The organism is Microbacterium sp. Leaf203 (genome assembly GCF_001421275.1).
GTDB lineage: Bacteria > Actinomycetota > Actinomycetes > Actinomycetales > Microbacteriaceae > Microbacterium > Microbacterium testaceum_A.
Genome location: NZ_LMKF01000022.1, coordinates 1,600,525 through 1,624,645, shown reverse-complemented (window position 1 = coordinate 1,624,645; position 24,121 = coordinate 1,600,525). Strand labels below are relative to the sequence as shown.

General features: G+C 69.5%; 24 protein-coding genes. 6 read left to right on the top strand and 18 right to left on the bottom strand.

Annotated elements, in window-relative coordinates; translation table 11 throughout:
- Window positions 1-39: 39 nt before the first annotated feature.
- Window positions 40-2,595 carry a helix-turn-helix transcriptional regulator gene (locus tag ASE56_RS08785; protein WP_056227402.1) on the top strand — a complete coding sequence of 852 codons (2,556 nt, stop codon included), beginning with the start codon at window positions 40-42 and terminating at the stop codon, window positions 2,593-2,595.
- A 117-nt stretch (window positions 2,596-2,712) separates the two neighbouring features.
- Here the strand turns inward: ASE56_RS08785 and ASE56_RS08780 are convergent, their stop codons facing one another.
- The 10 genes from ASE56_RS08780 to dapA form a co-directional block, all read right to left on the bottom strand.
- Window positions 2,713-3,612, bottom strand: coding sequence for a regulatory protein RecX (locus ASE56_RS08780; protein ID WP_235556953.1), 900 nt, complete (start codon window positions 3,610-3,612; stop codon window positions 2,713-2,715).
- Complete coding sequence (gene recA / locus ASE56_RS08775) at window positions 3,612-4,664, bottom strand: recombinase RecA (protein WP_056227400.1); 1,053 nt, start codon at window positions 4,662-4,664, stop codon at window positions 3,612-3,614. The genes ASE56_RS08780 and recA overlap by 1 nt, the downstream gene beginning before the upstream one ends.
- Before the next feature lie 280 nt (window positions 4,665-4,944).
- The gene (locus tag ASE56_RS08770) at window positions 4,945-5,169 is read right to left on the bottom strand and encodes a DUF3046 domain-containing protein (RefSeq protein ID WP_056227397.1); all 225 of its coding nucleotides are present in this window, start codon (window positions 5,167-5,169) and stop codon (window positions 4,945-4,947) included.
- A gap of 12 nt (window positions 5,170-5,181) precedes the next feature.
- Window positions 5,182-5,490: a helix-turn-helix domain-containing protein gene (locus ASE56_RS08765; protein ID WP_055835145.1), complete on the bottom strand. Its 309-nt coding sequence runs from the start codon at window positions 5,488-5,490 to the stop codon at window positions 5,182-5,184.
- A 171-nt stretch (window positions 5,491-5,661) separates the two neighbouring features.
- On the bottom strand, window positions 5,662-6,189 hold the full coding sequence (locus ASE56_RS08760) for a CinA family protein (RefSeq protein ID WP_056227393.1): 528 nt from the start codon (window positions 6,187-6,189) through the stop codon (window positions 5,662-5,664).
- Window positions 6,186-6,773, bottom strand: coding sequence for a CDP-diacylglycerol--glycerol-3-phosphate 3-phosphatidyltransferase (pgsA, locus tag ASE56_RS08755; protein WP_056227391.1), 588 nt, complete (start codon window positions 6,771-6,773; stop codon window positions 6,186-6,188). Before pgsA ends, ASE56_RS08760 begins: the two co-directional genes overlap by 4 nt.
- A complete protein-coding gene (locus tag ASE56_RS08750) occupies window positions 6,773-9,502 on the bottom strand; it encodes a DNA translocase FtsK (protein WP_056227387.1) in 2,730 nt (909 codons plus the stop codon). Before ASE56_RS08750 ends, pgsA begins: the two co-directional genes overlap by 1 nt.
- Window positions 9,503-9,552: 50 nt before the next feature.
- The gene (locus ASE56_RS08745; RefSeq protein WP_056227384.1) at window positions 9,553-10,044 is read right to left on the bottom strand and encodes a GNAT family N-acetyltransferase; all 492 of its coding nucleotides are present in this window, start codon (window positions 10,042-10,044) and stop codon (window positions 9,553-9,555) included.
- 71 nt (window positions 10,045-10,115) lie between these two features.
- A complete protein-coding gene (locus ASE56_RS08740; RefSeq protein WP_056227381.1) occupies window positions 10,116-11,792 on the bottom strand; it encodes a ribonuclease J in 1,677 nt (558 codons plus the stop codon).
- A 76-nt stretch (window positions 11,793-11,868) separates the two neighbouring features.
- Window positions 11,869-12,846 carry a 4-hydroxy-tetrahydrodipicolinate synthase gene (dapA, locus tag ASE56_RS08735; RefSeq protein ID WP_056227377.1) on the bottom strand — a complete coding sequence of 326 codons (978 nt, stop codon included), beginning with the start codon at window positions 12,844-12,846 and terminating at the stop codon, window positions 11,869-11,871.
- Between the two features lie 95 nt (window positions 12,847-12,941).
- Between dapA and ASE56_RS08730 the strand changes: the two genes are divergently transcribed.
- A complete protein-coding gene (locus tag ASE56_RS08730) occupies window positions 12,942-13,478 on the top strand; it encodes an NUDIX hydrolase (RefSeq protein WP_056227374.1) in 537 nt (178 codons plus the stop codon).
- Window positions 13,479-13,497: 19 nt separating this feature from the next.
- On the opposite strand, the gene ASE56_RS08725 is transcribed toward ASE56_RS08730, so the two are convergent.
- The 3 genes from ASE56_RS08725 to ASE56_RS08715 are packed head-to-tail and all read right to left on the bottom strand — an operon-like array spanning window position 13,498 to window position 15,561.
- The gene (locus tag ASE56_RS08725; RefSeq protein WP_056227371.1) at window positions 13,498-14,253 is read right to left on the bottom strand and encodes an SDR family oxidoreductase; all 756 of its coding nucleotides are present in this window, start codon (window positions 14,251-14,253) and stop codon (window positions 13,498-13,500) included.
- Window position 14,254: 1 nt separating this feature from the next.
- Window positions 14,255-14,755, bottom strand: coding sequence for a dihydrofolate reductase (locus ASE56_RS08720; protein ID WP_056227368.1), 501 nt, complete (start codon window positions 14,753-14,755; stop codon window positions 14,255-14,257).
- On the bottom strand, window positions 14,752-15,561 hold the full coding sequence (locus ASE56_RS08715) for a thymidylate synthase (RefSeq protein ID WP_056228476.1): 810 nt from the start codon (window positions 15,559-15,561) through the stop codon (window positions 14,752-14,754). Before ASE56_RS08715 ends, ASE56_RS08720 begins: the two co-directional genes overlap by 4 nt.
- A gap of 151 nt (window positions 15,562-15,712) precedes the next feature.
- Here ASE56_RS08715 and ASE56_RS08710 point away from each other — a divergent pair, with 151 nt between their 5' ends.
- The 4 genes from ASE56_RS08710 (at window position 15,713) to ASE56_RS08695 (ending at window position 18,159) form a co-directional block, all read left to right on the top strand.
- A complete protein-coding gene (locus ASE56_RS08710; protein ID WP_056227365.1) occupies window positions 15,713-16,150 on the top strand; it encodes a thioredoxin family protein in 438 nt (145 codons plus the stop codon).
- On the top strand, window positions 16,143-16,715 hold the full coding sequence (locus ASE56_RS08705; protein WP_056227362.1) for a DUF4395 domain-containing protein: 573 nt from the start codon (window positions 16,143-16,145) through the stop codon (window positions 16,713-16,715). The genes ASE56_RS08710 and ASE56_RS08705 overlap by 8 nt, the downstream gene beginning before the upstream one ends.
- Before the next feature lie 105 nt (window positions 16,716-16,820).
- Window positions 16,821-17,246, top strand: a complete 426-nt coding sequence (locus ASE56_RS08700) for an OsmC family peroxiredoxin (protein WP_056227360.1) — start codon at window positions 16,821-16,823, stop codon at window positions 17,244-17,246.
- Window positions 17,239-18,159 (top strand): TIGR01777 family oxidoreductase, encoded by a 921-nt coding sequence (locus tag ASE56_RS08695; RefSeq protein ID WP_056227357.1) that lies wholly within the window; start codon window positions 17,239-17,241, stop codon window positions 18,157-18,159. The genes ASE56_RS08700 and ASE56_RS08695 overlap by 8 nt, the downstream gene beginning before the upstream one ends.
- 112 nt (window positions 18,160-18,271) lie before the next feature.
- Here the strand turns inward: ASE56_RS08695 and ASE56_RS08690 are convergent, their stop codons facing one another.
- The 5 genes from ASE56_RS08690 to ASE56_RS08670 all read right to left on the bottom strand — a co-directional run bounded on the left by ASE56_RS08690 (window position 18,272) and on the right by ASE56_RS08670 (window position 23,835).
- Window positions 18,272-18,724, bottom strand: a complete 453-nt coding sequence (locus ASE56_RS08690) for a hypothetical protein (protein ID WP_056227354.1) — start codon at window positions 18,722-18,724, stop codon at window positions 18,272-18,274.
- Complete coding sequence (gene dapB, locus ASE56_RS08685; protein ID WP_056227351.1) at window positions 18,721-19,533, bottom strand: 4-hydroxy-tetrahydrodipicolinate reductase; 813 nt, start codon at window positions 19,531-19,533, stop codon at window positions 18,721-18,723. Before dapB ends, ASE56_RS08690 begins: the two co-directional genes overlap by 4 nt.
- Window positions 19,534-19,596: 63 nt before the next feature.
- Window positions 19,597-20,199 carry a histidine phosphatase family protein gene (locus ASE56_RS08680; RefSeq protein WP_056227348.1) on the bottom strand — a complete coding sequence of 201 codons (603 nt, stop codon included), beginning with the start codon at window positions 20,197-20,199 and terminating at the stop codon, window positions 19,597-19,599.
- 79 nt (window positions 20,200-20,278) lie between these two features.
- A complete protein-coding gene (locus ASE56_RS08675) occupies window positions 20,279-21,304 on the bottom strand; it encodes an aldo/keto reductase (protein WP_056228473.1) in 1,026 nt (341 codons plus the stop codon).
- 233 nt (window positions 21,305-21,537) lie between these two features.
- Window positions 21,538-23,835: a polyribonucleotide nucleotidyltransferase gene (locus tag ASE56_RS08670; protein WP_056227345.1), complete on the bottom strand. Its 2,298-nt coding sequence runs from the start codon at window positions 23,833-23,835 to the stop codon at window positions 21,538-21,540.
- Between the last annotated feature and the right edge of the window lie 286 nt (window positions 23,836-24,121).

The window sequence follows — 24,121 nt, the reverse complement described above, 5'->3', positions numbered from 1 at the left end:
TCCGCGAGGTCTGCGGCCGGTCTCCGGGGGGAGAAGAGCATGGGGGAAGACCGTTCGACGAAGTGGTCGAGAGGACTTGTCGGAGCGGACCGGGATGCCGAGATACTGGCGGAACGAGCCCGAGGGGGTGCGTCCCTCGTCATCGCGGGGCCGCGCGGGAGCGGGCGGAGTTATCTGCTGCGGACGATCGCCGCCGAGCTGGAGCGACACGGGCAGCTGGCCGTCGAGTTGCGGACGTCGTGCGCGCTGTCCGCCGTCGACTTCGGGGCGTTCGATGCCTCGGGATGCCCAGAGCTCCGATCCTTCCGTGACGAGCCCACGACGGCCACCGTCGAGGGCGTGGTCGTGGTCGACGACGTCGATTCCCTCGATGTCCAGTCGACTCGGGCACTCGCCCGAGGGATCGCCGCTCGTCGCGTCACCGCGGTGATCGGCCTGCGCACGGCCCGGCCGCGCTCGATCGACAGACCCGATGACTCCGCCGTCGTCCGTCGCACCGTCCTCGACCTCTGGCTCGACGGTCTCGCGCGCCGAATCGACCTCTCCGAGCTGAGCGACGACGACGCCCTCGCCATGATCGAGCTCTTCCCGGGTGCCGAGCTGCTCGACAGCGCGACCCGCGCGGGGATCGTCTGGCGAGCGGACGGGTCGCGGACACTGCTCCGACAGCTGATCATCGAGTCGACGAGCGCTGCTCGCGCGGGACGCGATCCCCTCACGGCCCTGCGCGTCATCGCCCGGGACAGCAGGCTGGCGATCACGCTCGCGCGGCACGTCGCCGACTTTCCTCGCGTCGATCTCGAATGCCTCGCAGGCATCCGTCGCCTGCCTCACCTCGAGTTCGCCGTCGCGACACGACTGTTCGACGCCGAGAGCGTCGCCGCCCTCATCGCCGGCGGCCTTCTACACGCCGACGCATCGGTCGATCGTCGCCTCACCGTCAACGATCTGGTCGCCCAGGAGGCCCATCGTCAGCTCGGCGATGCGCACGTCGAATCGCTCATCGACACGGCGGGCGCCCGAATGCTGGCCGAAGCCGATGAGTGGTGGAGTTCGACCATCGCCGTCACCCTGTCGGAACGGTGGCACCGGCTGGGAATCGAGGCATCGGGAGAGCTGACCTACTCCCCCGCTCTGCGGACTCGAGTCGCACTGAATGCCGCGCGAGAAGCAAACGACCGGGGTGACAGCGCCCACGCCGCCGCCCACGCCGCGCGCGGGTTGCGCGCGCAGGACGATCCGGCCCTCCGACTCGAGGCCGAGCTCGCGACACCCGCGCCCCTGATGTCAGCGGATGATCGTGGCGAGATCGGATCCGCGGATGCGCTCCGACGGCTCGCTCGATCGCGCGCGGCGCGCTCGATCGAGGGCTCCGCCGACGGCCCGCTCGACAAAGGCGACGACGCCGACTCCCGTATCGAAGCTGCTCTCGCCGACGCGAACCGCGCAACCGCGAACATGGATTGGGCACGCGCCGCGGACATCGCGACCTCCGCCGCCGATGAGCCGGACGCGTCGCCCGCGGCACATTTGCGGGCATTGGTCGCCGCCGGCTCGGCGGAGACTTTCCGCGGGCGATGGGGCGAGGCCCAGAAGTTCTTCCGCCGGGTCGAACGTCTGCTCGACGCGCGGCAGCGGCCGGCCGGAGTCACCGTTCGCGATCGGCTCATCGCTCTCATGTCCATGCTCGCCGCGCATCAGATCGCGGGGGCGGACGGATCGACCGTCCGAGCGCGCCTGGACCGCGAGGTGAGCACCACCGCACGCGAAGGAGGAGCAGCCGATCTCACGATCGCAGGGGCGGCCACCGCCATCGCTTTCGCCGGCGCAGGGTGCCCGGCGGAGTCGAAGAGAGAGTTCGCCTCCGCTCTGTCACGGGAACCCTCGGCGGTGTCACGCCTGGATGCCACCATGATCGAGCTGGGCGTCGCCGATGAACTGGCGACCGCGGGTCGGACCGACGAGGCACGCGCGATCCTCAGCCGGCTTCGCACCGAGAACGAGCCCCTGCTCGTCCGCAGTCGCCTGTACGTCGAGACCACGGTCCTGACCGCCGAGGGCCGTACCGACGAGGCGCGACGGGCCGCACGAGCGACCGCCGAGCTCTCGCGTGGCCGCAACGCCGCTGCCCTCCGCATTCGCGATCTCTTCCGGCTCGTCGCTCTGGGCGAGGCGGACGAGAACGAGGTCGACGAGCTTGTCCAGCTCGCCGCCACGACCGATCTTCCTCTGGCGGTGTCGGCGGTGCGGCGAGCAGCGGCGAGAACCAGCGACGAAGAGGGGCTGCCCGTTGATGAGCTGCGCCTGCACGCGCTGTGGACGCCGACGAAATCGTCGGCTCCCCGGGAAACCACGAGCGCCGTCCCCTCGACCATCCGGTCGACGTCGAGCGATGCGATCGACGAGCTCACCGTCCGCGAACGCGAGATCGCCCTGCTCGCGGACGAGGGCCTGACCAACCGTGAGATCGCCGCGCGTCTCTTCCTTTCCATCCGCACCGTGGAGTCGCACGTCTACCAGGCTCGGATGAAAATCGGCGCGCCGACCCGGCGGGAGCTCGGCCGCGTCGTCGCGCTGGCGTCGCGCGGAGCCTGAGCACTCGGCGAACAACGGCACCGGGGCGAGGACTGAACCCCACCGGAAACGGGGGTGTGGCCGGTCAAGGACGGGGCGCGCGACCACTCTCGTGCCAACGGCACGGCGGGCCGATGTTCATCGATCCGGCGTGAACCTCACACCCGAGGAGGGACGAGGAAACGAGCGACTCCGCCCGATCCCCGCTTCTTCCAGCGCCGTTCGCGCAGCCGTGAGAGCCACCGACGACGGGTACCCGCGACGCGCCAGCTGGCCGGCGAGTCTGCGCAGAGCGGCGTCGTACTCTGCGCCGCCGACGCCGCGAACCTTCGAACGGGCGAAATCGAGTGCTCGTTCCGCGTCATCGTCGGGCAGCTCGGCGAGAGCCGCTTCGGCGATGTCGCGGGGAATCCCTCGCTTACGCAGCGTCTCTGCGACGGCCCGCCGCCCCTCGCCCTTGCGCTCGACCGCGGACATGGCGAGTTGCTGGGCGAATGCCGCATCATCGAGATACCCGAGATCGACGAAATGATCGATGAGCTCGTCAGCGATCGCATCGTCGGCGTCGTCGACCCCCCGAATCACGGTGCGGGCCTCCGCGAGCGACAGGGATCGCGAACGCAACTTTCGCAAGAGCACCGCTTCGGCCCGTTCGCGGGCTTCCGCTCGGTCGGGGGACGACTCGACGCCCTCGTCGGGGTCGCCCACGACGGAGAGCCGTGGACGACTCACCGACGACGGTCGCTCGTCGATGTCGTCGCTGATCGAACCCGTTGCTGCCGCATCGTGGACGGCACCGCGACGGGAAGGGTGTTCGCGATCCGCACGGGGCGCGGATCCGAAGAGGGGGATGACCGGAGCGAGATCGGCCTCTCCGAGAACGCGGAGCGTGCCGGAACGAGTGGACGCCCCATCGGGAGAGCCCGGGTTCTTCGGCTCGTCTGAGCGTTCGACATCATCGGCCATGTGGCCGCGGTCCTGATCGTCGCCCGCGTCCGCAGAGGGACGACGATCAGAGCCCCAGGTCTCGTCGATCATCAGGCCGGGCGACGCGCGGCCAACTCGTCGTCCGCCGCCGGAGCGACCGCGGGCGCACCGCCGATGCCCATCTTGGTCTTGATCTTGGTCTCGATCTCTTCGGCGATGTCGGGGTTCTTGATCAGGAAGTTACGGGCGTTCTCTTTGCCCTGTCCGAGCTGTTCGCCCTCGTAGGTGTACCAGGCGCCCGACTTCTTGACGATGGCGTGCTCGACACCGAAGTCGATGAGGCTCCCCTCGCGCGAGATGCCCACGCCGTAGAGGATGTCGAATTCTGCCTGCTTGAAGGGCGGGGCCATCTTGTTCTTGACGACCTTGACACGCGTGCGGTTACCCACGGCCTCGGTGCCGTCCTTCAGCGTCTCGATGCGACGGATGTCGAGGCGCACCGACGCGTAGAACTTGAGCGCCTTTCCGCCGGCCGTGGTCTCGGGGGAACCGAAGAAGACACCGATCTTCTCGCGCAACTGGTTGATGAAGATCGCGGTGGTCTTCGTGGTGTTCAACCCACCGGTCAGCTTTCGCAGAGCCTGCGACATGAGGCGGGCCTGGAGGCCGACGTGCGAATCGCCCATCTCGCCCTTGATCTCGGCCTCGGGGACGAGGGCGGCGACCGAGTCGATAACGACGAGGTCGATCGCACCGGAGCGGATCAGCATGTCGGCGATCTCGAGGGCCTGCTCGCCCGTGTCGGGCTGGGACACGAGGAGCGCGTCGATGTCGACGCCGAGCTTCTTCGCGTACTCGGGGTCGAGAGCGTGCTCAGCGTCGATGAACGCCGCGATGCCACCGGCGCGCTGTGCGTTGGCGATGGCGTGAAGCGTGAGGGTCGTCTTTCCGGACGACTCCGGGCCGTAGATCTCGATGATGCGGCCGCGAGGCAGACCGCCGATGCCGAGGGCCACGTCGAGCGCGACGGAGCCGGTGGGGATGGTCTCGATGGGCGCACGGTCGTCGCTGCCCAGTCGCATGACCGAGCCCTTTCCGAACTGCCGATCGATCTGAGCCAGCGCGGACTCGAGGGCCTTTTCGCGCTCTGCGGGTGAGGGCATGACGTCTTCTTTCTTCTCGCGTTCCGGTCGCCTATAGGCTGTCGCGCCTCCCACCGACGGTGGTCGTGCCCGACAAGGCGTTCAGAGTGTCGTTCGACGTCTTCCACGTTAGGGAGGGCCTCCGACATTGACGCCGGAGGAGCCCCCGAATGGGGATGAACGAGCAACAAGCCCTGATGTGAAGGAGCCTACGCCCGAATCGAACGTAGGTTCGATGACACGCCGATCAGAATGAGGCGACGACCGAAACACTCCGCGCCGACAGCCGAGCGCGCGGAGGTCACGACCGGCGCGGCTCCAGGCGGCCGACACCGTAACGACGGTTCGCCGGGACGTCGGTTTCTTCGCACAGCGCCAGCCACACGTCGCGCGGGTCCACACCCTCAGCAAGGGCGTCGATACTGGTGCGTCCGCCCACGGCAGACAGCACGAGGTCCGTCAGAAGGGAACCGCCGCGCGGCCCGAACTCGTCGTCGACGGCACGATCGAACTCGCTACGCCGCATGAACCGCGGCGATCAGCGGAGGGACAGCTCGGGCTCGACAGACGCGACGAGCTCGTCGGGCACGACGTCGGGGAAGGTCTGCAGGCCCTCGAGGACCGAGAGTCGGTCGCCGACCTCGCGCATGATCGTCGAGATGGGGACGTCGAGGGCTTCGGCGACAGAGGCGAGGATTTCGCTCGACGCTTCTTTCTGCCCACGTTCGACCTCACTGAGGTAGCCGAGAGCAACGCTCGCGCGGCTGGCGACCTGGCGGAGGGTGCGCCCCTTCTGCTGGCGGAGGTCACGCAGGACTTCGCCGATCTCTTGACGAACCAGGATCATTTTGGGGCCCTCCTCACTGCTGATTCCGTCGCCGCCCTCTGTGGACGACTGTGAAACACCTTCTATGGTCACCCTAATGCCGCGCGCTGTGCACCGGATGGGAATCGATACTCGAAACCGGAATGTGCGATCATTTGTTCCCGGTTTTCACAACGACCTCTGAAGGGGCCATCAGAGCGCCGCCAGCGCGCGTCGGATGGCGAGGTGCGCGGTCTCACGGCGGATGCGTTCGCGGTCACCGGCGATGACGAGAGAGTCCACGCGCGTTCCGAGCGGAGTGGACACGGCGATGTGCACGGTGCCGACGGGCTGCCCGTCCTGTTCGTCGGGTCCCGCGACTCCCGTGGTGGCGATCCCCACATCGGCCGGAACCCCGTCGCGGCCGAGGACGTCACGCACTCCACGCGCCATCTGTCGCGCGACGCGGGGGTGCACGGCTCCGTGCGCATCGAGCAGCGTCTGATCGACGCCGAGCAGTCCGTGCTTGAGATCGGTCGCGTACGCCACCACTCCCCCACGGACGGCTCGAGAGGCCCCGGGAACGTCGACGAGAGACGACACCACCAGCCCGCCGGTCAGGGATTCGGCAACGCCGATCGTCCACCCCAGCTCCCCCAGACGCTCCAGCAGGAGAGCGGCGCTCTCTCGCGGTGTCCGGACGAGCGTCTCGTCGAGATCGTCGGGGATGCCGTCGATCATCGGGATCCCCGCGTCTTCTGCGCCGCGCGCACCTCGGTCACGATGTAGTCGATCCCGGAGGCGACCGTGAGGACGACGGCGATCGTCATCGTGATCACGCCCGCCCACCAGACGGTGGACTGCCAGACCGCGGCGTCGGACAGGGCCGCGAAGGGGATCAGGGCGATCGACAGGGCGATGGCCTGGAACACGGTCTTGAGCTTGCCCATCCAGGCGGCGGCCAGCACGTGATCGCTGACGACGAGGAAGCGGTAGACGGTGATCCCGATCTCGCGCACGAGGACGACGATCGTGATCCACCACGGAAGCTCACCGAGGATCGACAGGCCGACGAACGCGAGTCCGGTCAGGGCCTTGTCGGCGATGGGATCCAGCAGCTTTCCCAGATCGCTGACGATCTCGTACTTGCGGGCGATGTACCCGTCGACGCCGTCGGTGGCGATCGCCACGATGAAGAGGACAGCGGCAGCCCAGCGCAGGCCGCCGTCCGCACCCGCATCCGCGAGGAGAAGCCAGAGGAAGATGGGCGCGCAGACGATGCGCGCGATGGTGATCGCGTTGGGCAGCTGCGGGTGAACGGCCATCAGTCGCGACCCGTCAGCTGCCAGGCGTCTTCGGAGCCCTCGTCGTCGTCGGCGCTCACGACCGGGAGCCCCTCGAACTGCGCCTCGATCGGGTCGGCGCCGTAGCGGTCGTCGGCGTCGGGCGTAGGGGCCGGCGGTGCATCGTCGCCACGGAGTCGAGCGAGGACTGCGGGGAGCTGCTCGTTGGTCACCATGACGTCGCGCGCCTTCGATCCCTCGGACGGTCCGACGATCTCTCGGGACTCCAGAAGGTCCATGAGTCGACCGGCCTTGGCGAAACCGACGCGAAGCTTGCGCTGCAGCATCGACGTCGAACCGAACTGGGTCGACACGACGAGCTCGGCGGCGGCGAGGAGCAACTCGAGGTCGTCACCGATGTCGGCGTCGATCTCTTTCTTCTCAGCGGCGGCCTGCACGTCGGATCGATATTCGGGACGCGCCTGCTGGGTGACGTGCGCGACGACCTTCTCGATCTCTTGCTCGCTCACCCACGCGCCCTGGACACGCAGGGCCTTCGACGCCCCCATCGGCAGGAAGAGCCCGTCGCCCTGCCCGATCAGTCGATCGGCGCCGGGCTGATCGAGGATGACGCGCGAGTCGGTGACGCTCGTCACCGCGAAGGCCAGGCGCGAAGGCACGTTGGCCTTGATGAGGCCCGTTACGACGTCGACCGAGGGGCGCTGCGTGGCCAGCACCAGGTGGATGCCGCTCGCGCGGGCGAGCTGCGTGATGCGCACGATCGAGTCCTCGACGTCGCGCGGGGCGACCATCATGAGGTCGGCGAGCTCGTCGACGACCACCAGGAGGTAGGGGTACGGCTTGAGCACCCGCTCACTGCCCGCCGGCAGCTTGATCTCGCCTGCCACGACCGCCTTGTTGAAGTCGTCGATGTGGCGGAAACCGAACGACGCGAGGTCGTCGTACCGCATGTCCATCTCTTTCACGACCCACTGCAGCGCCTCGGCGGCCTTCTTGGGGTTCGTGATGATGGGAGTGATGAGGTGCGGCACCCCGGCGTACGACGTCAGCTCGACGCGCTTGGGGTCGATGAGCACCATGCGCACGTCGGACGGCTTGGCTCGCATGAGCAGGCTCGTGATCATCGAGTTCACGAAGCTCGACTTACCCGAACCCGTGGAACCGGCCACGAGAAGGTGGGGCATCTTCGCGAGGTTGGCCACGACGAATCCGCCCCCGACGTCTTTGCCGACGCCGATGGTCATCGGGTGCGTGGAGGTGGTCGCGGCGTCCGAGCGGAGGATGTCGCCGAGGGTCACGATCTCGCGGTCGGCGTTGGGGATCTCGACACCGATCGCGCTCTTGCCCGGGATGGGCGCGAGGATGCGGACCTCGTTCGAGGCGACGGCGTAGGCGATGTTGTTGGTCAGGGCGGTGATGCGCTCGACCTTGACGCCCGGGCCCACCTCGATCTCGTACTGCGTGACCGTCGGACCGCGCGAGAACCCGGTCACGCGCGCGTCGACCTTGAACTGCTCCATGACGCTCTCGATGGCCTTGACCACGGCGTCGTTCGCGGCGGAACGCGCCTTGGGCGGCGTTCCGGCGGCGAGGGCGGTCACCGCGGGAAGACGGTAGTTCGCCGCGGGAGGCGCCCCGGCGTGGTCACCGCCGAGACCCGAGATCCCGGGAAGGTCGTCGTCGACGGCGTCCTCGAGGGGCGAGTCGTCGTGCAGGCCACGGCCCGCCGCGGCACCGGCGAGAGCCGTGGCGTCGAACACCTCGGTCAGGGCGTCGGGTGCGGGAGGCAGCGGCGGCGGGGTCGGGCGCGTCGTGGGCTCGGGCGCGACGACGGCGGACTCGAAGCCACCCTGAGGCGTTCCGGGCGACAGCAGTTCTGTGAGGTCGTTCGATCCGAGCGACCCGTCGGTCTCTTCTTCGCGACCCGTCTTGTTTCGACGCCACCACGGCAACGACTTCTCGGCCGGGTCGTCGTTGGAGTCGTCGGCGGGCATCACCTGCGTCGCAGCCGTGTCGTCGCGCTCCGCGCGCTCGGCCCCGAACATCCACGCGTAGAGGTCTCCGAGGCGGCGACCGATGCGGTTCGGCGGGGTCTTGGTGAGGATGAGGATGCTCAGCGCCGCGAGCACGGAGAGGGCGATGTACGCCCCGATGTTCGTGAGGACCAGGGCGAGGGGCTCGCCGATGATCCAGCCGGCGAGACCGCCGGCGGGACTGAGCGCCGGCAGACCGCCGACGTTGGGCGCAGGACGATCACCCGCGACGTGACAGAAACCCGCCACCGTCACGATGAACAGCGCGAAGCCGATGCCCACACGCCCGTTGTCGTGCACGGAGGCCGGATGCCGGAAAAGCCACCCCGCGAGAAGCAGCAGAAGCACCGGGAGGACGAAGGCCACCCGGCCCACCAGTCCGCCGAAGCTGTATGCACTGATCAGCGCAGCGGCATCCGTTCCGATGAAGAACCACTCGACCACCGCGCCGAGAGCGGCGAGCACCACGAGGAAGAACGGGAAGCCGTCGCGGCGCTGGTCGCGCTCGAGGTTCTCGGGACCGAAGGCGCGGAACATACCGCCCACACCGTGGGCCACGGCCATCCACGCGCGGACGGCCGCGGCGGGCTTGTCGGGCTCGTCGACGTAGCGCTTGGGCGCGGGGGCGGCGCGCTTCGACGCGGGCGCCGCGGCCTTCGCGCGCGACGACCCCTTGGCGGGAGCGCGGCCGCCGGACGGTGACGAGGTACGAGGCATTCCTCCACGGTAGGCCGCACCTCCGACATTCGGGCGTACCGACGCGGACTTCAGGCCAGGCGCTTGACCATGACGTCGCGGCCCATCCCCTTGCGGACGACGGCGAAACCCTCCGACCGGTAGAGCGACACCGCGTAGTTGTCGCGCTCGACGCTCAGACTGATCCGCGCGTACCCCTGGCCCCGCGCGTGGTAGACGAGGCGCTGCAGCAGAGCTCGACCGGTGCCGTGCGCGCGCCAGAGCGGACGCACGCCGATGATCAGCTCCGGTACCCCCGTCCCGATCCACCCGAACCCGGGCTCGTCGCGTGGGAGCATCCGGTACCAGGCCGCCCCCACGGGCTCGCCGGTCGGCGACTCCGCGACGAAGCCCGCGTCGCCGGGACGCATCCACCCCGCGATGTAACGGCGGTGCTCGGGACTGCTGACGATCTCGTGCCGAGGGCGTGAGACGCCGGCTCGCCACGTGGCGGCCTCGACCGTCATGTCGGCGAGGAAGGCGCCATCCGAGGGGAGCGCCGCGCGGATCGGGAGACCGGGCATGCCCGCATGATAGCGAGCGCGGGGCGGGAACGACGAAGCGCCGCGGGCGAACCCGCGGCGCTTCGTGAGGGTCAGGCCTCGATGACCATCGGCACGATCATGGGCCGACGACGCAGCGACTGGTTGACCCAGCGGCCGATCGTGCGGCGCACGACCTGCGACAGGGCGTGGTTGTCGCGGACGCCCGACTTCGCCGCCTCGGCCAGCGCCGCGGCGATCTTCGGCTTGACGCTGTCGAACACCTTGTCGTCCTCGGCGACACCGCGCGCGTGGATGTCGGGGCCCGACACGATCTTGCCGGTCGCCGAATCGACGACGACGATGACCGAGATGAAGCCCTCTTCGCCGAGGATGCGGCGGTCCTTGAGGTCGGCATCCGTGATCTCGCCCACCGACGAACCGTCGACGTAGACGAAGCCGATGTCGACCTGACCGACGACCTTCGCGACGCCGTCGCGCAGGTCGACGACCGTGCCGTTCTCGCCGAGGATCGTGTTCTCTTCGGGGATGCCGGTCTCGCGCGCGAGCTTGGCGTTGGCCATGAGGTGGCGGTACTCGCCGTGCACGGGGAGGACGTTCTTCGGCTTGAGGATGTTGTAGCAGTACAGCAGCTCGCCGGCGGCGGCGTGACCCGAGACGTGCACCTTCGCGTTGCCCTTGTGGACGACGGTGGCGCCGAGCTTGGTGAGTCCGTCGATCACGCGGTAGATCGCGTTCTCGTTCCCGGGGATCTGGCTGGACGCCAGGATGATCGTGTCGCCCTCGCCCGGTTCGATCGCGTGGTCGAGGTTGGCCATGCGGCTGAGCACCGCCATCGGCTCGCCCTGCGAACCGGTCGACATGTAGACGATCTGGTCGTCGGGCAGGTCGCGCGCCTTCTTGTAGTCGATCAGCACGCCGTCGGGCACGTTGAGATAGCCGAGGTCGGCGGCGATGCCCATGTTGCGCACCATGCTGCGCCCGAGGAGCGCGACGCGGCGGCCGTTCGCGTGAGCGGCGTCGAGCACCTGCTGCACGCGGTGCACGTGGCTCGAGAAGCTCGCGACCACCACGCGCCGCGGGGCCTTGGCGATCACCTGATCGAGCACGGGGCCGATGGCCCGCTCGGTGGGGGTGAAACCGGGGACGTCAGCGTTGGTCGAGTCGACGAGGAACAGGTCGACTCCCTCTTCGCCGAGGCGCGCGAAAGCGCGGAGATCGGTGATGCGGCCGTCCAGCGGCAGCTGGTCCATCTTGAAGTCGCCGGTGGCGAGCACCAGCCCCGCGGGCGTGCGGATCGCGACGGCGAGCGCGTCGGGGATGGAGTGATTGACCGCCACGAACTCGAGGTCGAAGGGACCGACCTTCTCGAGCTGGCCCTCCTTCACCGTCAGCGTGTACGGGCGGATGCGGTGCTCTTTGAGCTTCGCCTCGATGAGGGCGAGCGTGAGGCCCGAGCCGATGAGGGGGATGTCGCTCTTGAGCTTGAGCAGGTAGGGCACCGCTCCGATGTGGTCTTCGTGACCGTGCGTGAGCACGACGCCGACGATGTCGTCGAGGCGGTGCTTGATGGGCTCGAAGTCCGGCAGGATCAGGTCGACGCCCGGCTGGTGCTCCTCGGGGAACAGCACGCCGCAGTCGACGACGAGCAGCTTGCCCTCGTACTCGAAGACGGTCATGTTGCGACCGACTTCGCCCAGACCGCCGAGCGGGATGACGCGGAGAGTGCCCGCGGCGAGCGCGGGCGGGTCGAACGGGGTAGCGGGCATATGAGCCTCCTCGGATGCCGCCTCGCGGCATCCCTCTGTATGGCGTCCCTGGCCGCGGTTCGGCGGACGCCGATGCTTATCTCGTGGTGCCGTGCACCTTCGGCAGGGCACCGCCGGCGGCCGCGTTGCGGTCGGGGCGGAAGTTGGAGAAGTCAGCGCCGGCCACGTTCTTCACGAGGGCCAGCTCGTCTTCGATGACGGCGGCTTCCCACTCCTCCGGCCCCACCAGGGGCAGGCGGACGCGGGGGCTGCCGATGCGGCCGAGGCCGTGCAGGATGTACTTCGCGGCGACCGTACCGGGCACGTGGGTCATCACGGCGCGCACGAGCGGTTCGAGGCCCTTGTGCGCGGCGGTGGCCGAGGCCAGGTCGCCGGAGTTCACGGCATCCACGATCGTGCGGTAGGGCGCGGCGGCGATGTTGGCGGTCACCCCGATGAGGCCGGAGGCCCCGATCGACAGGTGCGGCAGCACGTTGGCGTCGTCGCCCGAGAAGTACATGAGGTCGGTCTGATTCAGCACGCGGCTGACCTCGCTGAAGTCACCCTTGGCGTCTTTGATCGCGAGGATGTTGGGGTGCTTAGCCAGACGCAGGATGGTCTCGTATTTGATGGGGACACCTGTGCGGCCGGGGATGTCGTAAAGGATAACCGGCAGGTCGGTCGCGTCGGCGACCAGGCGGAAGTGCGTCAGGATGCCGGCCTGCGTCGGCTTGTTGTAGTACGGCGTGACGATCATGATGCCGTCGGCGCCGGCCTTCTCGCTGGCCTTGTAGAGCTCGATCGCGTGCGCGGTCTCGTTCGAGCCACCGCCCGTGATGATCTTCGCGCGACCGGCGGACACGCTCTTGCCGACCTCGACGAGACGCAGCTTCTCGGGGTCGGTGAGAGTCGAGGTCTCACCGGTGGTGCCGGTGACGACGATGCCGTCGGCTCCGGCGGTGATGACGTCGTCGATGTGCTTCTCGGTGGCGGGCCAATCGACTTCGCCGTCGGCGGTCATCGGGGTGATGAGCGCGACGAGCACCTGACCGAAGGGATTGCCGGAGTGCGTCATGTGCCCAGGATATCGGTTCGCGGCGTGCCGCCCGCGGCGTCGTCCACAGCCCCGGTGAACATCGCGTGACAGGGCCCGCGTCCTAGGGTGGCGTCATGGCCTGGACCACCCGCGCGTCGCGCACCGTCTACGAGAACCGCTGGATCCACGTGCGCGAGGACGAGGTGACCGGTCCCCACGGCGACGGCATCTACGGCGTGGTGCGGATGCAGCATCCGGCCGTCTTCGTCGTGGCCCTCGACGATGACGAGCGCGTGTGCTTCGTCGAACTGGAGCGGTACACGACCGGACGCTCGCTCGAGATCCCCGCGGGCGGTTCCGACGGCGAGGATCCGCTCGTGGCCGCGAAGCGCGAGCTCCTCGAAGAGACCGGGGTCACGGCATCCGAGTGGATCCCCCTCGGCCGGATGAACGCCCTCAACGGCATCGCCGACGCCCCCGAGTACGTCTTCCTCGCGAGAGGACTGAAGACGACGGATGCCACGCAGTCGCAGTCCGAGGAGGGCATCGACGCGGTCCGGTGGGTGCCGTTCGCCGAGGCGCTCGCCCTCGTCGCCGACGGCACCGTCACGGACGGCGAGACCATCGGTGCGCTCGCCCTCGCCGGGATCCGGCTCGGCCGCTTCCGCTGAGCCGTTCCCGGTCGAGCGGTCAGCGCCCGCGGGACGCCGCCGCGACCACCAGCGCGTCGGGCAGCAGCCGAGACGTGCCGACGAGCACCTTGTAGCGCCACGACGGGACCGAGACCGATCGGCCGCGGGCCGCGTCGCGCAGCCCCTCGCGCACGACGGTCGCGGCGTCGAGCCACATGCCGTTCGGCACGCCCTCCTGCCCCGGCGGCAGCCCGAGGCGGGCGTGGAAGTCGGTGTGCACGAAACCGGGGCAGACCGCCGTCACCGTGACCCCGCGCGGGCGGTAGACCACGTTCGCCCAGCGGCTGAACGAGATGAGCCACCCCTTCACGGCCCCGTACGTTCCGCGCGGGACGAACCCGGCCACCGAGGCGACGTTGACGATGCGGCCGCTCCCCCGCTCGAGCATCGCGGGGAGCGCTGCGTGCATCAGCCGCATCGTCGCTTCGACGTGCAGGCGCAGGTGGCGCACCTCGTCGTCGATGGCGTTCTTCTCGAAGGCCAGGTCGAGGCCGAAGCCCGCGTTGTTGACGAGCACGTCGATGCCGCCCGTGGCCAGTCGCTCTTCGACGACGGAGAGCGCGTCGGCGTCGAGCAGATCGGCGGCGAGCACCTCGACGTCGACGCCGTGCGCCGCGCGGATCTGCTCGGCGACCTCGACGAGCGCCGCGCGGTCGCGCGCCACCAGCACGAGCCCCGCTCCCCGTGCGGCGAGCTGGCGGGCGAACTCGGCGCCGAGGCCGGAGCTCGCTCCCGTGATGAGTGCGGTGGCCATGTCACTCCCCCGGTCTGCGGTAGGTCTCGAAGCGATATCGGATGCCGCTGCGCGAGGTGTGCCAGCCCTGTTCGGGGTCGGCGGCGACGAGGATCCACCCGTCCGTCGATGGTGCGCGCGTATCGCCCTCGACCGCGACGTCGAGGCGGGTGACCTCGAGCAGGTCGGCGCGGTCGATCGCGGCGGCGTAGAGCATTCCCCCGCCGATCACCCAGACCTCGTCGCCCGTGGTGAGCGCGAGGGCCTCCTCAAGCGATCCCGCGCGTTCGGCACCGTCGTCGGCCCAGTCGGCGGAGCGCGTCACGACGATGTTGCGCCGCCCGGGCAGGGGGCGGAATCGCGGCGGAAGCGACTCCCAGGTGCGACGCCCCATGACGACCTCGGCCGATCCCGTGACCTCGCGGAAGTGGGCCATGTCTTCGGGCACGTGCCACGGCATCCCGCCGTCGGCACCGATCACACCGTCGTGCGCCTGGGCCCAGACGAGGCCGACCGTGGTCATACCGCGACGGCTCCGCGGATCGCCGGGTGGTGCTGGTAGTCCTCGACCATGATGTCGTCGTAGGTGTAATCGAAGATCGACGCGGGCGTACGGGCGAAGCGCAGCGTCGGGTAGGGGTAGGGGTCGCGCGTGAGCTGCTCGGCGACCTGCTCGCGGTGGTTGTCGTAGACGTGGCAATCGCCGCCGGTCCAGACGAACTCGCCGGGCTCGAGGCCCGTCTGCTGCGCGACCATGAGGGTCAGAAGGGCGTACGACGCGATGTTGAACGGAACCCCGAGGAACATGTCGGCGCTGCGCTGGTACAGCTGGCACGAGAGCTTGCCATCGGCGACGTAGAACTGGAACAGAGCGTGACAGGGGGCGAGCGCCATGTCGGGGATGTCGGCGGGGTTCCAGGCCGAGACGATGAGTCGGCGCGAGTCGGGGTCGCGGCGGATCTGCTCGATCACCTGCGCGATCTGGTCGATCGTGCCGCCGTCGGCGGTGGGCCACGAACGCCACTGCACGCCGTACACGGGGCCGAGCTCGCCGTCGGCGTCGGCCCACTCGTCCCAGATCGTCACGCCGTTGTCCTTCAACCACGACACGTTCGACTCGCCGCGCAGGAACCACAGCAGTTCGTAGACGATCGACTTCAGGTGCACGCGCTTGGTGGTGATGAGGGGGAACCCCTCGGCGAGGTCGAAGCGGATCTGCCGCCCGAACACGCTCGTGGTGCCCGTTCCCGTGCGATCGGACTTGTGCACGCCCGTCTCGAGCACGTCGCGGAGAAGGTCTTCGTAGGGCGTCGGGATGTCGGCGGTCACGGCCTTCACGATACCCGCGACGGGCTCCCGACGGGGGGCGCGGGGCGACGACGGTGGACGGTGGAGGCCTGCGCACGCGGTGGGGAGGAGGGTTCGTCACGAGAGGACTCATCGGCCCTCCCCGCGCTCCCGCGCGTTAGCGTTGACGGTCGTGGACGTGACCTTCGCTCTTCTGGCCGCCGGGGCGCTCATCGTACTCACGACGATCGCCGGTCTCGTGTTCCGGCGCCGCCAGGGCCGCGCGCGCACCGTCGATTCGGTCGAGGCGGTCGATCCCGCCCTGCTCGGTGCCGAGAGCCTCGGGCCCGAGGCGACCCTCGTGCAGTTCAGCACCGAGATCTGCTCCCGCTGCCCCGGGGTGCGCCGCGTGCTCACGCAGATCGCCGACGCCCGCGACGGCGTCAGTTACGTCGACGTCGACCTCACCCATCGGCCCGACCTCGCTCAGCACTTCCGCGTGCTGCAGACCCCCACCACCCTCGTCCTCGACCGGCGTGGAGTGATCCGCACCCGCTTCGGGGGCACTCTCGAACGCGCCGCGGTCGAGAGCGAGTTGACCCGCCTGCAGAAGGAGCCCACCCGTGCCTGACACCTCGCGCATCGATGCTCGCGGCCCCCGCTTCGCGGCATCCATCACCGCCGTCCTCCTCCTCGTGGCGACCGTCCTGAGCCTGATCGGCATCTCGACGCAGCGCGGAGCCTACGGGTGGTTCGCCTACCAACCTCTGGCCGACGCGACCTTCCGCCCCGATGGCTGGGCCGTGCAGCAGCTGCCCCTTCTGGACCGCGTCGCGGACCCCGGCTTCGTCGTGGTGCTCGTGATCGCGCTGCTGTTCGTCTGGGGCGTCACCTCTCCGCGCACCGCGCCGTGGGGCGTGCTCTACCGACGGGTCGTCCAGCCCCGCCTCGCACCCCCGACCGAGTTCGAAGACCCGCGCCCGCCCCGCTTCGCCCAGGGCGTGGGGCTCTTCGTCACGGCCGCCGGACTGCTCCTCCACCTCGCCGGGGTTCCCTGGGCGCTGCCGATCGCGGCGGCCATGGCGTTCGTCGCGGCGTTCCTCAACGCGGTCTTCGGACTGTGCCTCGGATGCCAGCTCTACCTCGTTCTGCAGCGCGCGGGACTCATCGGGCGACGCGGTCCCGCCGCTGTCTGAGCGTCGTCGAGCAAAGACCTGTCAAGACCCGAAGAGTGCCGTCCGCGCTCACTAGGCTGGCCGCGTCGCGGTCGCCCCGACCGCGCCGAGACAACGGAGGTTCCCATGGCCGTCACGAGCGAAGCCACCACCGCCTGGAAGGGCAGCCTGTTCGAAGGATCGGGTGAGGTCACGTTCACCTCCTCGGGCATCGGCACGTTCGACGTGAACTGGAAGGCCCGCAGCGAAGGCTCGAGCTCGGTCACCACCCCCGAGGAACTTCTCGCCGGTGCCCACTCGTCGTGCTTCAGCATGGCGCTCTCGAATGCCCTCGCCGACAACGGCACCCCGCCCGAGTCGGTCGACGCGACGGCGTCGATCACCTTCAAGCCCGGCACCGGGATCACCGGCAGCCACCTCAACGTGAACGCGGTCGTGCCCGGGCTCGACGACGAGACGTTCCAGAAGATCGCCGCCGATGCCAAGGCGAACTGCCCCGTGTCGCAGGCGCTCGCGGGCATCGACATCACCCTCGAGGCCACGCTTGCCTGAGACCCCGGCCCGACGCGTCGTCCTCGCCGGCGCGTCGGGCCTCATCGGCTCGGCCCTGCTCGACTCGCTGCGCGGCGACGGCGTCGAGGTCACCTCGCTCGTGCGCCACGAGCCGACCGCCGCGCACGAGGTGCAGTGGCTGCAGGATGCCACCCCGCTCGACCCCGACGTGATCGCCGGGGCCGACGCCGTGGTGTGCCTGAACGGCGCATCGATCGGGCATTTCCCCTGGACCCCCTCGTACAAGAGCACCCTGCTGTGGTCGCGCATCACCCCGACGCGCACCCTGGCCACCGCGGTCCGTGCGCTGGGCGGCGACGCCCCGGCGCTCGTGAACGCGAGCGCGACCGGTTTCTACGGTTCGCAGCCCGGAGCCGTCCTGACCGAGGCCTCGAAGCGCGGCACGGGCCTGCTCGCCGACATCTGCGTCGATTGGGAGCACGAGGCACGAGCCGCCGGAGATTCGGCGCGGGTGGCGATGCTGCGCACCGCCCCCGTCGTGCACGAGCAGGGCGTGCTCAAGCCCCTCCTCCTGCTGACCAAGCTCGGCATCTCGGGCCCAATCGGCCGCGGCACCCAGGTGTGGCCGTGGATCTCGCTCGACGACGAGGTGCGCGCGATCCGCCACGTCATCGATTCCGATCTGTCGGGACCCGTGAACCTCACCGGCCCCACGCGCGCGACGGCGAACGACCTCGGTTTCGCCCTCGCCCGCCGCATGAATCGTCCGTACCTCGTGCGCGCGCCGATCTGGGGCGTGAAGCTCGCCCTCGGCTCCGACGCGACCGAGGCGCTGCTCACCTCCGACGCCGACGTGCGCCCGACGGCCCTCGAGGACAGCGGGTTCACGTTCTCTCACCGCACGGTCGAAGAGGCCGTGGCCTCGGCCGTGCCGGCGCACGACGCCGCCTGACGGGACGGAGGGGAGGCCGGACGCTCACGCCCCCTCCCCTCCGCTGCCCGGGGCACCCGGGGCCGGGAGCGAGCTCGTCGGAGCCGCAGAGCGGTGTTCCGCGAGAAAGTCCTCAGGCGGCGCGGCGCTCGGACGTCTCGAGACGGATGGCCGTGCGGATCGCATCCCGCGCGCGCCGACTGTCGCCCGCCGCGTCGTACGCGAGGCCCAGCCGGTAGCGCGCGCGCCAGTCGTCGGGGTGTTCTTCGACATCCGCTCGGTAGCGCGGGAACAATGCGTCGCCGTCTTCGCGTTCGATGCGCCCGCTCGGGCGCACGGGGAGGTCTTCATCGGGCAGTCCGCCCTCGGCATCCAACCGCTCCCCCAGTTGCTGGGCGCGCACACCGAACCACAGTTCGCGGCCGATCGCCCAGATCGCCAGGGCCGGAAGCACGAGCAACGCCACGCCCATCACGACGCCGACGGTCTCTCCGCTCGTCAGCAGAACGATGGCCCGCTGCCCCGCGAGCACGACGTACATCAGCAGCAGCACCGTCATGACGGCGACCGCGACGCGCACTCTCATGCGCTGGTGACGCCCGCGACCTGGCCCGACACGTCGCCGTCGGCGATCGGAGCCTCGGGCGCGAGGGGACGCGTCCGCACGCCGATGTCGATGAAGCTGTCGAGACCCACGTGCACGCCGCGCGCGTCGCGCGCTGCGGCCAGGGCGATCCGGATGCCGGGAGCGTAGGCCTTGGCGGGCTCGATCGTGTCGTGCACGATCGTCAGCGACTCCCCCGCTCCCGAGAGCACCGTCTCTTGGCGGGCGACGACACCCGGGCGACGCAGCGAGTGAATGGGGACGGATGCCACGCGCTGTCCGCGAGCACGCTGGTCGACATGGGGAGACTCGACGGGGCCGACGTCGGCCCGCGCCGCCGCGATGAGCTCGGCGGTGCGCACCGCCGTCCCGCTGGGAGAATCGATCTTCGTCTCGTGGTGGGCCTCGACGATCTCGATCGAGGGGAAGAACGGGGCCGCCGCCGCCGCGAGGGCGCTGCCGATCACCGAACCGAGCGAGAAGTTGGGGATGAAAACGGCGCCCGTTCCGCTGGCATCCACCAACGATCGGACGAGGGCGATGCGTTCGTTCGACCAACCCGAGGTGCCCACCAGGACGTTGATGCCGCGCTCGACCGCCGCGCGGACGACGTCGATGGAGACGGCGGGGGTCGTCGCGTCGATCACGAGATCCGCGCCGTCCATCTCGCTGAGCGGAGAGGCCGAGGTGAGCACCGCGTTGACCTCGTAGCCCTCTTCGGCCTCGACGACCGCCCTGATCACCCCGCCGAGCTTTCCGGTTCCGCCCACGATGGCCACACGCGTCGTCATAGGTCCAGCCTAGGCGCGAGCGCACGGCGTCGCGGCGTTGACCACAGACGCGCCGCGCGAAGCTCAGACCGGAAGCGGGTCGACCAGCCCGGTGCGCAGCTCGACCGGCAGGTGCGCGAGGTCGTTGTGCGACAGGAGGGTCCAGGGCCGGCCCTTCTTCTGCGCGATGACCGTCAGACCGCAGTAGGCCTGGTTGATGGTCATCCAGCGCCACTCGGGCGCCTGCAGCACCTCGCGGACGAACCACGAGATGACGAAGTTGTGCGTGATGACCAGCTCGTGGACCTCACCGGCCTTGCGGGCGAGGAACTCGGCGGTGGCATCGGCCATCTGCGCGCGGCCCGCATCGATCTCGGCCTCGGTCACCGAACCGAAGAAGGGCTCGAACACCGAGGGCGTCTCGGGCGTCATACCGGTGGGGATGCAATCGAAGAGAAGCGCCGAGGACTCGGGAGTGACGGCGGGCAGACGGTCGGCGACGGCGCGGGCTGTCTGCGCCGCGCGTTCGAGAGGCGAGTGCCAGACGGCGTCGAGCGGGAGTCCGGACAGACGGTCGGCCAGCAGGGCGGCCTGACGCTGACCCCGCGGCGACAGTGGGCCGTCGGTGAGGCCGTGCTCGGCATCCTGGTGCTCGCCATGGCGCACCAGGTAGATGTAGTGCGTCACGTCAGCTCACTCCGTCGTCGATCCGCCGTCCCCCGGCCCTCATCGACCAGCCTACGTCACACCCCCGACAGGGGGCCGATCACTCCGCGGCGCGCGCGATATCCGAGAGGTGCGCCCGGCTGAGCCGCACGCCGACGGCGCGCATGCACTCCACGACGTGCCGGGGCGCGAAGGCGTTCACGATGGGCGCCGTCACGATCTTCTGAGCCAGCAGCCAGGCCACCGCCACCGCGGCATCCGGGAGGCCGAGTTCGCTGCCCACGGCGTCGAGGGCGCGCAGTACGCGCGAGCCCCGCCGGTTCAAGTGCGCGGCGACCTGCGTGCCGCGCACCGACTGCGAGGACTGTCCTCGAGTGCGGGTCTCGCCGGCCAGGAAGCCGTGGGCGAGCGGATGCGAAGGAGTGACGGCCATGTTCTGCGCCGAGGCGATGAGACGCACGTCGCCTTCGAACTCCGAGCGGCGCAGCACGTTGTACGGCACGTCGAGCACCGTGATGCGCGGGTACCCCGCCGATGACAGGATGCGAGCCTCGACGAGCTGGGCGGCGGTGTAGCCGTGCGCGCCGATCGCGCGTACCTTGCCCGCGTCGACGAGCCACTCGCTCGTGGCCAGGGTGTCCTCGAGGAGCGCCTTGTCGCCCCGGGCGGCGTCGAGCGACAGCACGTCGATGCGATCGGTGCCGAGGCGCGTGAGCGAGGCCTCGACGGCGCGCACGAGGTTGACGGAGTCGAGCCCGGGGTTGTCGGGGTGACCGCCGATGCGGACCGTCAGGACGGTGTCGTCGCGCATGCGGCGGGTGCGCAACCATTCGCCGATGATGAACTCGCTGCGCCCCGCCGCGTAGCTGTCGGCGGTGTGCAGCGCGTTGCCGCCGAGCTCGGCGTAGGCGTCGAGGATCTCGTGGCTCGCGCGCGCGTCGACGTTCCACCCGAACTCTCCCCCGCCGAGGAACAGCGGGAAGACGTCGAACCCCGTCTCGCCGAGCGGAACGCGCACGTGTGAGCCCAGCCCCGGCCCCTGCAGGGTGATGGGTGACGACGGATGCGGGGCTCGATCTCGACGCAGGCGCGGCGTGGCCGTCTCATCGACGCCCGAGCCGCTCATGGTGAGGTCCTCTCCCACAGTGCCGGGTGACGGTACGGAACAGCGCCCGTATCACCACGCCCCCCGACGTACTACGAGGCTAGGCCTTCCTCGTGACCGCTCCGTCGATTGCCCCGCCGCGCCGATAAACATTGCGTAACGCTTCCGCGTCGCTCGCCACGTGCGTCACACCCGTCACACGACGGATGCCCGCCCCGCACGAAGCGGGACGGGCATCCGGTCAGCGAGAAGGATCAGCCTTCGGCGGGAGCCTCGGGGCCCTCGCTCGCGGCGGCCGAACTCTGCGTGTCGGCGGGCTCGGGCGTGGTGGCCTCCTCGTCGAGCACGGGCTCGAGCGAGAGCTTGCCGCGGTCGTCGATCTTCGTGATGCGCACGAGGATCTTGCGACCGACCGAGAGCACGTCTTCGACGTTCTCGACGCGCTTGCCACCGGCGAGCTTGCGGACCTCGCTGACGTGCAGCAGACCGTCCTTGCCGGGAAGCAGCGAGACGAACGCACCGAAGGTCGCGATCTTGACGACGGTTCCGAGGAACTGCTCGCCCACCTCGGGGTTGGTCGGGTTGGCGATCGCGTTCACCTGGGCGCGGGCCGCCTCGGCCGAGGGGCCGTCGGTCGCACCGATGTACACGGTGCCGTCGTCCTCGATCGAGATCTGGGCGCCGGTCTCGTCCTGGATGGAGTTGATCGTCTTGCCCTTGGGTCCGATGAGCTCGCCGATCTTGTCGACCGGGATCTGCACGCTGATGACGCGGGGCGCGGTGGGCGCCATCTCGTCGGGAGCGTCGATCGCCGAGTTCAGGACGTTGAGGATCGTGAGGCGAGCCTCCTTGGCCTGGGTGAGGGCGGCGGCCAGCACCGACGACGGGATGCCGTCGAGCTTGGTGTCGAGCTGGATCGCGGTGATGAACTCGCTCGTGCCGGCGACCTTGAAGTCCATGTCGCCGAGGGCGTCTTCGGCGCCGAGGATGTCGGTCAGGGCGGCGTAGCGCGTCTGTCCGTCGACCTCGTCGGTGACCAGGCCCATGGCGATACCGGCGACGGGGGCGCGAAGGGGCACACCCGCGTTCAGCAGCGACAGGGTCGATGCGCAGACCGAGCCCATCGACGTCGAGCCGTTGGAGCCGAGGGCCTCGGACACCTGACGGATCGCGTACGGGAACTCCTCGCGGCTGGGGAGCACCGGGACGAGCGCGCGCTCGGCCAGGAAGCCGTGACCGATCTCGCGACGCTTCGGCGAACCCACGCGACCGGTCTCACCGGTCGAGTACGGCGGGAAGTTGTAGTGGTGCAGGTAGCGCTTGCTCGTGATGGGCGAGAGCGAGTCGATCTGCTGCTCCATCTTGAGCATGTTCAGCGTGGTGACGCCCAGGATCTGGGTCTCGCCGCGCTGGAAGATCGCCGAGCCGTGGACGCGCGGGATGACCTGCACCTCGGCGTCGAGCGGGCGGATGTCGGCGAGTCCGCGGCCGTCCATGCGGACGCCCTCGGCCAGGATGCGACCGCGGACGATCGTCTTGGTGACCGACTTGTACGCGGCGTTGAACTCGAGGGTCGCGACGGCGGGCAGCTCGCCCGACTCGACGGCGGCGACGAGCTGCTCCTTGACCGAGGTCTTGACCTCGTCATCGGCGTTCTGACGCTCCTGCTTGTCGGCGATCTGGTACACGGGCACCAGACGGTCGTAAGCGCGACCGGCGACGAAGTCGTAGGTCTCCTGGCTGTAGGCCGGGAAGACGGGGAACGACTGGATCTCCTTGGCCGCGGTGCGCGCGACCTCGTTCTGCGCGTCGACGAGCTGGCGCAGGAAGGGCTTGGCGGCCTCGAGGCCCTCGGCGACGACCTGCTCGTTCGGCTTGGTCGCGCCGCCCTTGATCATGTTCCAGCTGCCCTCGGTGGCCTCGGCCTCCACCATCATGATGGCGACGTCGCCGTCGTCGAGCACGCGGCCCGCGACGATGAGGTCGAAGACGGCGTCCTCGAGCTGCGTGACGGTCGGGAAGGCGACCCACTGGTCGGCGTTCTCGCCCTGACCGGGGATGAGCGCCAGGCGCACACCCGCGATGGGACCCGAGAACGGCAGACCCGAGATCTGGGTCGACAGCGAGGCGGCGTTGATCGCCAGCGCGTCGTAGAACTCGCCGGGGGCGATCGACAGCACGGTGACGACGATCTGCACCTCGTTGCGCAGGCCGTCGACGAACGACGGGCGCAGCGGGCGGTCGATGAGGCGGCACACGAGGATGGCCTCGGTGGAGGGACGACCCTCGCGGCGGAAGAACGAGCCGGGGATCTTGCCGGCGGCGTACGAGCGCTCCTCGACGTCGACGGTCAGCGGGAAGAAGTCGAATCCTTCACGCGGGTGCTTGCCGGCGCTGGTGGCCGACAGCAGCATGGTCTCCTCGTCGAGGTAGGCGGCGACAGCGCCCTGAGCCTGCTGAGCGAGGCGTCCGGTTTCGAACCGGACGGTACGGGTGCCGAAACGGCCGTTGTCGAGAACGGCTTCAGCGGCGGTGATTTCTGGACCTTCCAAGAGGTCCCTCCTTCTTTGTTTAGGCTCGCCGCCCCGTGTGGGCGACGAGCTGACATGCGAAGGAGCAGGAACAGGCAGAAAGGGCGCGCCGACGAATCGACCCGGAATCCCGGCGACTGGCCACCAGTAGACGACCACCCGGCATACGACGGGGAGTCCACCACAGGGGACCAGCGTCTGCCGGCCTGCTCCGTGAGCTCATATGTAGTTGAGCCGATGCCACGACGGCATCCCTCGCCACCCTACCAGCGACGACCCGTTCCGGGTGGGCAGCGCACGACGTCGT